Source organism: Pseudomonas eucalypticola (genome assembly GCF_013374995.1).
In the GTDB taxonomy this organism is placed as follows: domain Bacteria; phylum Pseudomonadota; class Gammaproteobacteria; order Pseudomonadales; family Pseudomonadaceae; genus Aquipseudomonas; species Aquipseudomonas eucalypticola.
On sequence record NZ_CP056030.1, the window covers coordinates 1044004 to 1056574 of the forward strand.

The 12571-nt window shown below is 63.9% G+C and carries 13 protein-coding genes; 7 read left to right on the forward strand and 6 right to left on the reverse strand.

Annotated elements, in window-relative coordinates:
• Positions 1-2 precede the first annotated feature (2 nt).
• The 3 genes from folE to HWQ56_RS04815 form a co-directional block, all read right to left on the reverse strand.
• A complete protein-coding gene (folE, locus tag HWQ56_RS04805; RefSeq protein ID WP_158153627.1) occupies positions 3-563 on the reverse strand; it encodes a GTP cyclohydrolase I FolE in 561 nt (186 codons plus the stop codon).
• Positions 564-589: 26 nt separating this feature from the next.
• Positions 590-1294, reverse strand: coding sequence for a dihydromonapterin reductase (folM, locus tag HWQ56_RS04810; RefSeq protein WP_158153628.1), 705 nt, complete (start codon positions 1292-1294; stop codon positions 590-592).
• 103 nt (positions 1295-1397) lie between these two features.
• Complete coding sequence (locus HWQ56_RS04815; RefSeq protein ID WP_158153629.1) at positions 1398-1955, reverse strand: putative antibiotic biosynthesis monooxygenase; 558 nt, start codon at positions 1953-1955, stop codon at positions 1398-1400.
• A gap of 216 nt (positions 1956-2171) precedes the next feature.
• Here HWQ56_RS04815 and HWQ56_RS04820 point away from each other — a divergent pair, with 216 nt between their 5' ends.
• Positions 2172-3125: a MerR family transcriptional regulator gene (locus tag HWQ56_RS04820; protein ID WP_158153630.1), complete on the forward strand. Its 954-nt coding sequence runs from the start codon at positions 2172-2174 to the stop codon at positions 3123-3125.
• Positions 3126-3129: 4 nt separating this feature from the next.
• Here the strand turns inward: HWQ56_RS04820 and HWQ56_RS04825 are convergent, their stop codons facing one another.
• Positions 3130-3735, reverse strand: a complete 606-nt coding sequence (locus HWQ56_RS04825) for a PilZ domain-containing protein (RefSeq protein WP_158153631.1) — start codon at positions 3733-3735, stop codon at positions 3130-3132.
• Positions 3736-3797: 62 nt separating this feature from the next.
• Entirely contained in the window at positions 3798-4256 is a 459-nt protein-coding gene (locus tag HWQ56_RS04830) for a PAS domain-containing protein (protein WP_176569918.1), read from the reverse strand.
• Between the two features lie 158 nt (positions 4257-4414).
• Between HWQ56_RS04830 and HWQ56_RS04835 the strand changes: the two genes are divergently transcribed.
• From HWQ56_RS04835 to HWQ56_RS04850, 4 genes are all read left to right on the forward strand, one after another.
• Positions 4415-4873 carry a flavodoxin gene (locus tag HWQ56_RS04835; protein WP_176569919.1) on the forward strand — a complete coding sequence of 153 codons (459 nt, stop codon included), beginning with the start codon at positions 4415-4417 and terminating at the stop codon, positions 4871-4873.
• Positions 4874-5121: 248 nt separating this feature from the next.
• Entirely contained in the window at positions 5122-6024 is a 903-nt protein-coding gene (locus HWQ56_RS04840; RefSeq protein WP_176572337.1) for an alpha/beta fold hydrolase, read from the forward strand.
• Between the two features lie 125 nt (positions 6025-6149).
• Entirely contained in the window at positions 6150-7055 is a 906-nt protein-coding gene (locus HWQ56_RS04845) for an SDR family oxidoreductase (protein WP_176569920.1), read from the forward strand.
• A 301-nt stretch (positions 7056-7356) separates the two neighbouring features.
• On the forward strand, positions 7357-9048 hold the full coding sequence (locus HWQ56_RS04850; protein ID WP_158154550.1) for a DUF1302 domain-containing protein: 1692 nt from the start codon (positions 7357-7359) through the stop codon (positions 9046-9048).
• A 9-nt stretch (positions 9049-9057) separates the two neighbouring features.
• Here the strand turns inward: HWQ56_RS04850 and HWQ56_RS04855 are convergent, their stop codons facing one another.
• Positions 9058-9831 carry an IclR family transcriptional regulator gene (locus HWQ56_RS04855; protein ID WP_158154551.1) on the reverse strand — a complete coding sequence of 258 codons (774 nt, stop codon included), beginning with the start codon at positions 9829-9831 and terminating at the stop codon, positions 9058-9060.
• 141 nt (positions 9832-9972) lie between these two features.
• Between HWQ56_RS04855 and hmgA the strand changes: the two genes are divergently transcribed.
• The gene (hmgA, locus tag HWQ56_RS04860) at positions 9973-11283 is read left to right on the forward strand and encodes a homogentisate 1,2-dioxygenase (RefSeq protein WP_176569921.1); all 1311 of its coding nucleotides are present in this window, start codon (positions 9973-9975) and stop codon (positions 11281-11283) included.
• Positions 11280-12566, forward strand: coding sequence for a fumarylacetoacetase (gene fahA / locus HWQ56_RS04865; protein ID WP_176569922.1), 1287 nt, complete (start codon positions 11280-11282; stop codon positions 12564-12566). Before hmgA ends, fahA begins: the two co-directional genes overlap by 4 nt.
• Positions 12567-12571: the final 5 nt, after the last annotated feature.

Below are 12571 nucleotides of genomic sequence, written 5' to 3' on the forward strand. Positions count from 1 at the left end.
TGCTACTTGCTCCGTCCAATCAATTGCAGGAATTCCTGGCGGGTGGTGCTGGAGTCGCGGAAGGCGCCCAGCATCACCGAGGTGTTCATCACCGAGTTCTGTTTTTCCACACCGCGCATCATCATGCACATGTGCTGGGCCTCGATCACCACGGCCACGCCGGCGGCCTGGGTCACGTCACGCACAGCCTCAGCGATCTGGCGTGTCAGGTTCTCCTGGATCTGCAGGCGGCGGGCGAACATGTCGACGATGCGCGCGATCTTCGACAGCCCCAGTACTTTGCCCGTAGGGATGTAGGCCACATGTGCCTTGCCGATGAAGGGCAGCAGGTGGTGTTCGCACAGCGAGTACAGTTCGATGTCCTTGACGATCACCATCTCGTCGTTGTCCGAAGCGAACAACGCACCGTTGACGATCTGCTCCAGCGTCTGCTCGTAGCCATGACACAGGTACTGCATGGCCTTGGCGGCGCGCTTGGGCGTGTCCACCAGGCCTTCGCGGTCCGGGTCTTCACCCAGGTCCTTGAGAATCTCGCGGTAATGCTGCGGCAGGCTTGAATTCATGAAGGCTGCTTCCTCGCGCCAAGCGCTTATTTTACGTGCCGGCCGCCGTTGACGGTCAAGGTAGTGCCGGTGACATAGGGGTTGTCCAATAGGTAGCGCAGGCTCTGGTAGATCACCTGCGGCCCGGGCTCGATGCCCATGGCCGACTTGGCCAGGGTCTTGGCGCGGTACGCCGCGTCGTCGTCTTCGTTGAACAGCAGCAGCGCCGGAGCGATGCCGTTGACCTTGATGCGCGGCGCATACTTGGCCGCGAACGACAGGGTCAAGCTGTCCAGCCCGGCCTTGCTCGCGCAGTAGGCAATGTGCTTGCTGCTGCCCTTGCGGGTCACGTCGTCGCTGATGTGCACGATGTCGGCCCGAGGGCTGGCGTGCAGCAGGTCGGCGCAATGCAGGTTGATCAGGTACGGTGCCAGCATGTGCACGTTGACCATCTGCGCGAACGCCTGGGTTTCCTGGCCCGGCGTCTCGGCCTGCCAGCTGGAGGCATTATGAACGATGGCGCGCAGGGCGTCGGTGTGTTTCTTCAGGGCGACGATGAACGCCAGGATGCCGGCCTCGTCGCTGAAGTCGGCGAACAGGGTCGTGGCCCCGCGCTCGCGCAGGCGCTCAAGGCTTTCACGTTCGCGGCGGTAGCTGACGATCACCGGTTGGCCATCGTCCAGCAGGCGCTCGGCGCAATGCAGGCCGACGCGCTGGCTGGCGCCGGTGATCAGAATGGGGGCGGTAGGCATGCAGAAGCTCGCGGCAGAGGGCTACCGGAAACTTATACCAGTGGGCCCTCAAGTACAACGCATGCGCAGTGTGGGGAGCTGGCCCGCCAGCCAAGCGCCGAATTCAGCGTGGCTGTGCGGCGAGCGGGCGTTGAGGTGCCGCATGCAGCCACGGGTGCAACAGGCGCGTGGACAATGGAATGAAGAAATACACCATGAGCGGCGTCAGAGCCAAGGTGCTGACGAAGATGCGCGGCACCAGGCTCAACTCGCCCAGCAGCGGCGCCAGCACGAAGTTGAACAGCAGCGACACCGGGAAAAACGCGATCCAGATGGCCACCGCCTGTTTCCAGCGCGGCGGTCGCGCGTGGCCGGTATCGCCAAACCAGCCGTCGATGCCACTGACCCGATGTTCATGGGGCTGGGCGAACAGGCCGCTGCCACGAGCCAGCCAGGCGCTGCGCGACGCCGAATGCTCCCAGGCATGCAGCGTGCTTTCATCGGCAAAGCGGAAAATGATCTGGAATTCGTCGTCATCGGGGGGCGGGGCCAAAACACCCGAACCCAGGTAGCCAGCAAAGTCGGTGGCCAATTGTTCGCCTTCGCGTAGCCAGGCAATCAGGTCGTGGTAGCGGCCATGGGCAACGCGGCGCGCGACCATCAGTGTGACGGGAGCAGACATGGTATATCTCCGTGCAAATCGGCCTCCCGGGTAGGGCATGCCTCTGTGGTGCAGGCCGGGGTGGTGGCCTGCACGCAATATCAAGCAAGGATTATTCCTGTTCGACGAAATTACGCCAGCGTTGTTTTCGTGGCGCCAATATTTTAGCGTCTTGGGTGCTCGGCCAAAGGCGCGGTACACTAGTGCGGTGTCCCTCAAACCCCCGGCAAACCGACGATGTCAGATACCGTTCCCGCTTCCACCGCTGCCAGCGAGTTCTCGCGCCAGGAACTGTTTCCCATCCGTGAAGTAGCGCGCCTGACCGGCATCAACCCGGTAACGCTGCGCGCCTGGGAGCGCCGTTATGGCCTCATTCAGCCCACGCGCACCGAAAGCGGGCACCGCTTGTATTCCCAGGCCGATATCGATGAGGTGCGCAGCATCCTGGGTTGGATCGAGCGCGGCGTGGCGGTCAGCAAGGTGGGCAAGATCCTGGCTCGCAGCCAGGCCCTCAAGGTGCAGGCGGCACCAGTTCGGCGCCCGCCGGCCAGCGGCGAATGGGACGAATGGCGGCAACAGGTGCGGCGCGCCGTGCACGGCTTCGACGAGCGCCGCCTGGAACAGATCTATGGCCAAGTGTTCTCCAGCTACCCGATGGTGGTGGTGTTCCAGGACGTGTTGATGCCGGTATGGCACGAGCTGCTGGTACGGCAAGAGGCATTTGGCCAGACCAGCGAGTGGCTGATGCTGGACAGTTTCCTGCGTGCCCGCACGCTGCAGCGGCTGCAATGGCTTCAAAGCCAGGGGCAGGATTGCACCGTGTTGCTGGCCGCCGTGCCCGGCCAATGCCGTGAGCTGGAGCTACTGGTAACGGGCTTGCTGATGGGCAGCAATGAGGTCGCCGTACAGGTCCTGGCGCTGGGCCAACCACTGGAGGAATTGAGCCTGGTGGCCGAGAAGCGCGGCCCGCAGGCCGTGGTGCTCTACTCCAACCATCCGCCGACGGTCGACATGCCCAAGCGGCTGCGCAAACTGGGCCTGACCCTGGACTGCCCGCTGATGTTGGCCGGAGACGCCAGCGACCTGATTCAGGACGCTTTGGCAGGGACTGAAATTGCCTGCCTGGGCAGCGAAGGTCAACTGATGCAGCGCCGTTTGCAGCAATACCTGACCGGCCACCTGGATACCTGAAGGCTCAGGCGTGCATCTGCGGGTGGGTGCGACGGTGCTGGGCGAGAATGTACTGGCGCAGTCGCTCGGTTTCCTGGGGGTTGTCCTGGCGCAACTGGTAGGCGTAGTGGCCCTGTTCGGTTTTGCGCCGCAAGGTACCGTGCAGCGGCATCGGCTCATGCCCCTCGGGGCTGAACCACAGGGAAAACCGCCGCGGCGGGCGGTGGCCGTCGCGCACTTCCAGCAGCACGCCTTCGCAGGATATCTCCCGCACCCAGTAGTGGCTGATCTGGCCCTTTTCCGTTTCCAGCACCACCGGCTCCTTGAGCATCAGTCGCCAGGGGCGAACCATCGGGCCTTCTTCATAGATGCTGGGCGCGCCGAGTTGCAGGTGCAGGGCATGGAATTCGTCCTCCACCAGCTGCAGCGGGAAGCTCATCTGCTGGTTTTCGAACTGCGCCTGGATGGTGACCTGCTCGTTGGCAGCCAGGCGTGTCAGCAGGTCGCGAATCTGTGTGCCGCCATTGACCAGCAGGCTCGCGGTAGTGTCGCGAACATTGAGCTGCGGGTTGTGCTGCATCGTTCGAATGAAGTCCAGCTCATCCTGGGTCAGGAGGGCATCAACTGGCATGATCGGGCTCAAAGGCTATTAAGACGGTTGTTCGAAGGGTAGACAACGGGATGGGGCTTTAGTTACCGCCGCTGGTCGTTTTCCAGCGCACGCACCCGCGCTTGTGCTTCATCGAGCTGCCGTTGCAGTTCGGCAACGCGCTCAAGGGCCTCGACCTGCTCGGTGACATCCTTCTGGATACCGATGAAATAGGTGAGCTTGTCTGCTTCGTTGTACACCGGGGTAATCGATAACTCGTTCCAGAATGCCGTGCCGTCCTTGCGGTAATTACGCAGGCGCTGGCGGCATGGCTGGCCATTGGTAATGGCCAGGCGGATCAGCTCCAGCACCGGCTCGTCGCGCTCGCCGTTTTGCAGAAAGCGGCAGTCCTGGTAGAGGATTTCATTGGAGCTGTAGCCCGTCAGGCGTTCAAACGCACTGTTGACGTAGATGAGAATGGTGTCACTGCCTTCCTGTTCGGCCACGACAATCCCGTCGTTAGAGGCATCCACCATCCGTTGCAGCAGCTTGGCGTTGATCATTTGCAGGGCGTTCCACGGCAATCAGGCCGTCATTCTAGAGCATCGCCAAGCGTTGGCACATCCCCATCAGTGGCCGTTTGCCATAGGCCTGAGCGTCTGCAGGTTCGGCGATCGCCTGATATGATCGGGCTTTTTCCGCCCTGCCCAGGATTCCCTTGATGAAAGTCGCCTTGTTGTCCGGCTCCGTGTACGGCACCGCCGAAGAAGTCGCTCGCCACGCCAAGCAACTGCTTGAGGCCGAAGGTTTCCGGACCTTCTACAACCCCCGCGCCAGCCTGGAGGAACTGCTCAATGAAGCGCCGCAGGCGTTGTTGGCGGTGACCTCGACCACCGGCATGGGCGAGTTGCCCGATAACCTCATGCCGCTGTATTCGCAGTTGCGTGAGCAACTGCCGGCTGCATTGCGCGGTCTTCCGGGCGCGGTCATCGGCCTGGGCGACGCCAGTTATGGCGACACCTTCTGCGGTGGCGGCGAGCAGCTACGCGAGTTGTTCGCGGAGCTGGGCGTCAACGACGTGCAGGACATGCTGCGCCTGGACGCCAGCGAGTCGGTCACCCCGGAAACGGACGCCGAGCCCTGGCTGGCGGAGTTCATCGGTCATCTGCGCAGGAGGTGATCACGCCGCGCCTGGGCAGGCCCGTTCGCCTGTTCAGGCGTCTGACTCGCAAGGCCAATAAGCTGGCTGCCAATGCAATTACTCCCAGGCGAGCGGCTGAGTAGACTGCTGCCCAGAGAGCACGAGACAGTGCCGAGGGAATTGCCGTGACCATAGCCCCTGTTCCGTCCACCACCGGTGGCCGTGCCCGCACCCAGCGTGCCGACTGCGTGGCGCAAGCCGCGGGCCTGGGGCTGGGCCCCAGGCCCGTGAACCCCTTGAGCGAAATACCCCTGAGCGTGTGGCGCAGCCGCGGGCAGACCTTCGATTTCAAGGGGCACGCCATTCGCTACTGGGTCGCGGGGCAGGGCGAGCCATTGTTGTTGCTGCACGGTTTTCCTACCGCCAGCTGGGACTGGCATTACCTGTGGCAACCCCTGGCACGGCATTATCGGTTGATTGCCTGCGACATGCTCGGCTTCGGCGATTCCAGCAAACCGCAGGAGCACCGCTACAGCCTGCTGGAACAGGCCGACCTGCAGCAGGCGTTGCTGGCGCATGTGCGCGTCGACACCCCCGTGCACGTCCTGGCCCATGACTATGGCGACAGCGTGGCCCAGGAGTTGTTGGCGCGCCATCGCGATGGCCTGGCGAGTATTGCCAGCTGTGTGTTTCTCAATGGCGGCCTGTTTCCCGAGGCGCACCATGCTGTGCTGATCCAGAAGCTGTTGATCAGCCCCCTGGGGTGGCTGGCCGCCCGCGCCTTCAGCCGCGATACCCTGGTCAACAGCGTGACGCGCATTTACGGCCCTGCTACCCGGCCCAGCGAAAGCGCGCTGGATGATTGCTGGAGCCTGATCCAGAGCAACCAGGGTACGCGTGTGCTGCACCGCCTGGCGTGTTACCTGATCGAGCGGCGCCTTCGGCGTGACCGCTGGGTGACTGCCATGCAACATGCCGGTGTGCCCATGCGGTTCATCAACGGTGGGTGGGACCCGGTGTGCGGCAAAGCCATGCTGGTGCGCTACCGCGAACTGATCTACAGGGCCGACACCATCTTGCTGCCCGACATCGGCCACTACCCGCATACCGAAGCGCCGGTTCAGGTGCTGCGCCATTACCTGGCGTTCCGCGCCGGCCTGCGCCCAGCCGGCATCTGCCACACCGGGTAGGGGCAATGCCGGGCCATCATCCCGAGGCCTTATCACCGCCCATTCATCAGGCCGCCACATCGTTGTTCCAGGCACGCACGTACCGGAAACTGCCCCCATGACCTAATCCGGCCGGGAGTTGCAGCATGAGCGATGCCATCCGTTTCGAAGATAAAGTAGTGATTGTCACGGGCGCCGGTGGTGGCCTTGGCCGCGCTCATGCGCTGTTGTTCGCCCGCCACGGTGCACGGGTGGTCGTCAACGACCTGGGTGGCACCGCCAACGGCCAGGGCGCCAACGCTTCGGCGGCCAACCTGGTGGTGGCGCAGATTCGCGAGGCCGGCGGCACGGCGGTGGCCAGCCATGACTCGGTCACCGCGGGCGACAGAATCGTCGAACAGGCGCTGGATACCTTCGGCCGCGTCGACGTGCTGGTCAATAACGCCGGCATTCTGCGTGACAAGACGTTCCACAAGATGGACGACGCTGACTGGGATCAGGTCTACCAGGTGCACGTGCAGGGCGCCTACAAGCTTACTCATGCGGCCTGGCCGCACCTGCGTGAGCAGAACTTTGGCCGGGTGATCTTCACGTCATCCACGTCCGGCATCTACGGCAACTTCGGCCAGTCCAACTACGCCATGGCCAAATTGGGCCTTTACGGCCTCACCCGCACCCTGGCCCTGGAAGGGCGCCGCCATAACATCCTGGTCAACGCCATCGCCCCTACTGGCGGCACACGGATGACCGAGGGGTTGATGTCCCCGGAGGTATTCGCCCTGCTCAAGCCCGAACTGGTCAGCCCCGTGGTGGTGTACCTGGGCAGCGAACAGTGCCAGGACACCGGCGACCTTTATGAAGTGGGCGGCGGGTGGGTGGGCAAAGTCCGCTGGGAACGCAGTCTGGGCGTGGGCTTTGATCCGCATCAGGGCATGAGTGTCGACGCCATTGCCAAAGAGTGGGCGAATATCGGCAACTTCGAGGATGCGGTACACCCACGCGATAACGTGGAAGCCCTGGAACAAATGATGGTGAACCTGAAGAAATATTAAGAAAAGCGCGTGCGTCGCCCGATGGCACTATCCTGTGGGCATAAAAAAGGCCGCTGTAACACAGCGGCCAAGTAAGACGTTAGATCAAGGAGCTTCAAATCAACGTCGGTGAACAGGGTGTCGCCAGGCCAGGCAGGCCGGGGATATGCAACGGACAGTACACAGTGAAAATTAACTCAACATTAACCTTTGGGGTTCAGGTTAGTTCCCTGGGCGACTGCACAAATATTAAGCGTTAGTTGTAGATTGAAAAATAGCAGTTTGCGACAATGACTATTACCGTCACTGCAATAGTCCTGACATGTCGCCCAAACGATCGCCACGCATTGCTATTCGCCCCGTATGTTTCGTGGCTGCCGCCGTCTTCTTCACGCCAGCCGCCCAGGCGTTGCCGTTCAATGTCGGCGACGTGGAAGGTGCATTCGACACCCGGCTCACCTTCACCACCGACTGGGGCCTGGCCAACCGTGATCATGCTCTGGTGGGCGCGGCGAATGGCGGTAGCGGCCACGCCAGCCTGGGTGACGATGGGCGCTTGAACTTCGACCGCGGCCAGGCGTTCTCCAAACGCCTGCAAGGCGAGCACGCGTTGACGCTCAAGTACGGGGACAGCGGCGTTTACGTGCGTGGGCGGTATTGGTACGACTTCGCCGAGCAGGACGGCGCCCAGGATTTCAAATCCATCAGCGACCATGGGCGCGAGGAGGGCGCGCGTGCCGCAGGCGGCCAGTGGCTCGATGCCTATGTTTACCACCATTACAGCCTGGGCGGGCAGCCCGCTACCGTCAGGGCGGGGCGCCAGGTGGTGAACTGGGGCGAAAGCCTGTTCATCGGCAACGGTATCAACAGTATCAACCCCGTGGACCTCGCCACTGTGCACGCGCCCGCGCAGAAGGTCAGTGACAGCCTGCTGCCCACCAACCTGCTGTATGTGTCCCAGGGGCTGACGGATACCCTGACGCTCGACGCTTTCTACCAACTGCAGTGGGACGCCTCCGAGGCGGAAAACTGCGGCACTTATTTCGCCGATGACATCACTGCCCGGGGTTGCAGCCGTGGCTTTACCCTGGCCTCGCCGCTGGCACCACAGACCGGCCCCGGCTACGTGGTCACCTCCGAGGGCGTGGTGGTACCCCGTGGGCACGACCAGCGCGCCCGCGATGGTGGGCAATGGGGCACAGCGTTGCACTGGCTGGCCAGCGACGTGGATTACGGCCTGTACTTCATGAACTACCACAGCCGCCAGGCGTTCCTGCAGACCCGCAACGCCAGCGCGGCCACGCTGGCCAGCCTGTCGGCCATCAGCGATAGCGCCGTGGCCCAGGCGACCCAGTTGGGTGGCAGCAGCTACAACCTGCAATATCCCGACAATATCCAGCTATACGGCGCCAGTTTTTCCACGACCCTGGCCGCGGGTGCTACGTGGCGTGGCGAGTTCAGTTACCGGCCCGATGCCCCTGTGCAGCGCAACCTGGCCGACCTGAGCGCGGCGTTGCTTGACCCTGTGGCCGGGCAGGTCAACAGCGGCTATGAGCGCAAACCCACCACCCAAGTGCAGAGCAGCCTGGAGCAGGTATTCGACCAGGTCATGGGAGCCGAGCGCTTGACCGTGGCGGGGGAGGCCGCGTGGGTACACGTGGGTGACCTGTCCGGCAGCGACCGCCTGGGCCGCGACGCGGTCTATGGCACGGCCGGTGACAATGGTTTCGTCACCCCCAACGCCTGGGGCTACCGGCTGCGGGCCGAGTTGGACTACGCGAACGTGTTCCAGGGGGTGTCACTCAAGCCCAGCCTCGCCTGGTCCCATGACGTCGAGGGCTACGGCCCCAACGGCCTGTTCGTGCAGGGCGCCAAGGCCGTGACCCTGGGCGTGGCGGCCGACTACCAGAAAACCTACACCGCCAGCCTGGCCTATACGGATTTCTTCGGTGGGCAGTACAACGTGCTCAAAGACCGCGATTATCTGGCCATGACCCTCGGCCTGAATTTCTGAAGCAGCGCTTCAGGATTCATGACCCATGCGCCAGCTCACGGTTCGGCTGGCCGCCAGCAGGCGCTCCGCAGCAGGGCCGTGGGCATCGGCATGGAACATCGAGGTAGGGCCTACCACGGTCAACACGGCAGCGAGGCGCCCAGTGGCGTCGAACACCGGCGCCGACAAGGCATCCACCCCCGGCAGCAGCAAGCCATGCACGTGGTGCAGGCCGCGCGCGCGAATCTCCTGCAACAACGCCGCAGGGTCTTCCACACCCTCCTGCAAGCGTTCCGCAGCCACCAGGTCGGCCGTTTCCCGCTCGGGCAGGTAGGCCGTGAACACCAGCCCCGTGGAGGACGTCAGCAGCGGCAATACCGAGCCCACCTGGGTGACCACGGTCACCGCGCGCACCGCCGACTCCACCTGCACCACGGTGGGCCCGCGGTTACCCCACACTGCCAGAAAACAGGTTTCGTTGAGCGCGTCGCGCAAGTCCGAGAGGGGCATCGCCGCCAGCTTCAGCACGTCCATGCTGCCCAGCGCGGCCAGCCCCACCCGCAAGGCCTCCCGGCCCAAGCCATAGTGGTTGGTGGCCGGGTTCTGCTCGGCGAAGCCGCTGGCGATCAGTGCTTGCAGGTAGCGGTGCACCTTGCTGGCAGGCATTTGCACGTGCTCGGCCAGGCGTGACAGCGACGTGGACGGCGAGAGCTCGGCCAGCGCCTTGAGAATGTCCGTGCCGACCTCCGCCGAGCGGACTTTCTGCTTATTGGGTCCTTCGGCGGGCGGGGTGGGGGCTGGCATGGTGGCAGTATCTCGGAAACAGGTGGGCGCCTTTATAACTTGACGGCCTGGGGCAATCAAATTACGTTATTCGTAATTGGATTACGATAAAAATAATAGCAGCCTCGCTTCGCGCCGTGTGCTGCCCAACCCGGAGGTTTCATGGACGTTGATCCTGGCACCGTCGCGCCCCGCTACCACAGCGGCTTTGGTAACCAGTTCAGCAGCGAGGCCCTGCCCGGCGCGCTGCCGACAGGGCAGAATTCACCGCAGAAGGCCCCCTATGGCCTGTATGCCGAACAATTCTCCGGCACTGCATTCACCGTGCCGCGGCACGAGGCTCGGCGCACCTGGCTGTACCGCATCCGTCCCTCGGCCCTGCACCCGCGTTTCGAACCCCTGGCGCGCCAACTGCAAGGCGGGCCCCTGGGTGAACCCACGCCCAATCGCCTGCGCTGGGACCCGCTGCCGTTACCTGCCAGCCCTACTGATTTCGTCGACGGCTGGGTGGCCATGGCCGCCAACGCCGCGCCCGATCAACCCGCCGGCTGCAGCCTTTACCACTACGCCGCCAACCGCGACATGGACCGCGTGTTCTACAACGCCGATGGCGAACTGCTGCTGGTGCCGGAACTGGGCCGCTTGCGTGTGCTCACCGAGCTGGGCGTACTGGACATCCAGCCGCTGGAAATCGCCGTCATCCCCCGCGGGTTGAAATTCCGCGTGCATCTGCCCGATGGTCAGGCCCGTGGTTACCTGGCAGAAAACCACGGCATGGCACTGCGCTTGCCCGACCTGGGGCCCATCGGCAGCAACGGTCTGGCCAACCCACGGGACTTCCTGGCGCCGGTGGCACAGTTCCAGGACAGCAGCGCGAGCACAGTTCTCGTGCAGAAGTTCCTTGGCCGCCTATGGGGCTGTGAACTCGACCACTCGCCGCTGGATGTGGTGGCCTGGCATGGCAACAACGTGCCGTACAAATACGACCTGCGGCTGTTCAATACCCTGGGCACGGTGAGCTATGACCACCCCGACCCCTCCATCTTTACCGTCCTGACCTCGCCCGGCACCGTGCCCGGCATGGCCAACATGGATTTCGTGATTTTCCCGCCGCGCTGGATGGTGGCGGACAACACCTTTCGCCCGCCCTGGTTCCACCGCAACCTGATGAACGAATACATGGGCCTGATCCAGGGGGCGTACGACGCCAAGGCTGAAGGCTTCGTGCCGGGCGGCGCGTCGCTGCACAGTTGCATGAGCGCACATGGGCCTGACGCCGAGACCTGTGCCAAGGCGGTGGCGGCCACACTGACGCCCAGCCGGATCGAGCAGACCATGGCATTCATGTTCGAGACCAGCCAGGTGCTGCGCCCCAGCCGCCATGCCCTTGAATGCGCGCAACTGCAACCTGGCTATGACGCGTGCTGGGCATCCTTGCCCAGTACCTTCGACCCGAACCGGAGAACACCATGAACGAGCAGCACAGCTGGGTCGCCAGCGCCAACGGCCATGCCGATTTCCCCTTGCAGAACCTGCCCCTGGGTATCTTCAGCCCACCGGGTGGGCGGCCCCGCGCCGGGGTGGCCATTGGCGATTCGATACTGGACCTGGAGGCGCTGCTCGCCACCGGGCTGCTGCAAGGCGACGCTGCCACCGCGGCACTGGCCTGCGAAGGCGGGCGCCTCAACGGGTTCTTCGCCCTCGGCCGCCAGCCGCGCCTGGCCCTGCGCGAACGGTTGTCCGTGCTGCTCAGCGAGGGCAATGACAGCCGTGCGGTGGTGCGGGACTGCCTGCACCTGGCCAGCGAGTGTGAAATGGCACTGCCGGCAAGCATCGGCGACTACACCGATTTCTACGTAGGCATCGAGCATGCGAAAAACGTCGGCAAACTGTTCCGCCCCGACAACCCCTTGCTGCCCAATTACAAGTACGTGCCCATCGGCTACCACGGCCGCGCATCCACCGTGCGCCCCTCTGGCACACCGGTGCGGCGGCCGAAGGGCCAAACGCCACCCAAGGAGCAGGGCGGTGGCCCGGGTTTCGGCCCTTGCGCACGGTTGGACTTCGAGCTGGAACTGGGCATCTGGATCGGCCGCGGCAATGCCATGGGCGAATCCATTCCTCTCGACCGGGCCGAAGAGCACGTGGCCGGTTACTGCCTGCTCAACGATTGGTCGGCACGCGACATACAGGCCTGGGAGTACCAGCCGCTAGGGCCGTTTCTGTCGAAAAGCTTCATCACCAGCCTGTCTCCCTGGGTGGTCACGGCCGAAGCGCTGGAGCCCTTCCGCTGCGCCCAGGCCCCGCGCCCCGAAGGCGACCCGCAGCCGTTGCCGTACCTGTGGAACGCTGCCGACCAGGCCGAAGGCGCACTGGATATTCAGTTGGAAGTGCTGCTGCAAACCGCGCACATGCGCGAGCAGGGCCTGGCGGCCGAGCGCATCAGTCTCAGCAACACGCGCAGCATGTACTGGACCGTGGCCCAGCTCGTCGCCCACCACAGCGTCAACGGCTGCCAGTTGCAACCGGGTGACCTGTTTGGCTCCGGTACGTTGTCAGGCGCTGCGCCTGGCCAGTTCGGCAGCCTGCTGGAGATCACCGAGGGTGGCAAGCAACCGTTGCTGTTGGCCTCGGGTGAAAGCCGGCGTTTCCTTGAAGATGGCGACGAGGTGATCCTGCGTGCCCGGTGCGTGGCCCCCGGCCAGGTGTCCATCGGTTTTGGCGAGTGCCGTGGGCGGATAGTCGCCGCATCCTGAGGGCC

What these genes read in the sequence shown, in the direction of transcription:
- folE (WP_158153627.1), bottom strand. Translation starts at nt 563, where the DNA reads ATGAATTCAAGCCTGCCGCAGCATTACCGCGAGATTCTCAAGGACCTG.
- folM (WP_158153628.1), bottom strand. Translation starts at nt 1,294, where the DNA reads ATGCCTACCGCCCCCATTCTGATCACCGGCGCCAGCCAGCGCGTCGGC.
- HWQ56_RS04815 (WP_158153629.1), bottom strand. Translation starts at nt 1,955, where the DNA reads ATGTCTGCTCCCGTCACACTGATGGTCGCGCGCCGCGTTGCCCATGGC.
- HWQ56_RS04820 (WP_158153630.1), top strand. Translation starts at nt 2,172, where the DNA reads ATGTCAGATACCGTTCCCGCTTCCACCGCTGCCAGCGAGTTCTCGCGC.
- HWQ56_RS04825 (WP_158153631.1), bottom strand. Translation starts at nt 3,735, where the DNA reads ATGCCAGTTGATGCCCTCCTGACCCAGGATGAGCTGGACTTCATTCGA.
- HWQ56_RS04830 (WP_176569918.1), bottom strand. Translation starts at nt 4,256, where the DNA reads ATGATCAACGCCAAGCTGCTGCAACGGATGGTGGATGCCTCTAACGAC.
- HWQ56_RS04835 (WP_176569919.1), top strand. Translation starts at nt 4,415, where the DNA reads ATGAAAGTCGCCTTGTTGTCCGGCTCCGTGTACGGCACCGCCGAAGAA.
- HWQ56_RS04845 (WP_176569920.1), top strand. Translation starts at nt 6,150, where the DNA reads ATGAGCGATGCCATCCGTTTCGAAGATAAAGTAGTGATTGTCACGGGC.
- HWQ56_RS04850 (WP_158154550.1), top strand. Translation starts at nt 7,357, where the DNA reads ATGTCGCCCAAACGATCGCCACGCATTGCTATTCGCCCCGTATGTTTC.
- HWQ56_RS04855 (WP_158154551.1), bottom strand. Translation starts at nt 9,831, where the DNA reads ATGCCAGCCCCCACCCCGCCCGCCGAAGGACCCAATAAGCAGAAAGTC.
- hmgA (WP_176569921.1), top strand. Translation starts at nt 9,973, where the DNA reads ATGGACGTTGATCCTGGCACCGTCGCGCCCCGCTACCACAGCGGCTTT.
- fahA (WP_176569922.1), top strand. Translation starts at nt 11,280, where the DNA reads ATGAACGAGCAGCACAGCTGGGTCGCCAGCGCCAACGGCCATGCCGAT.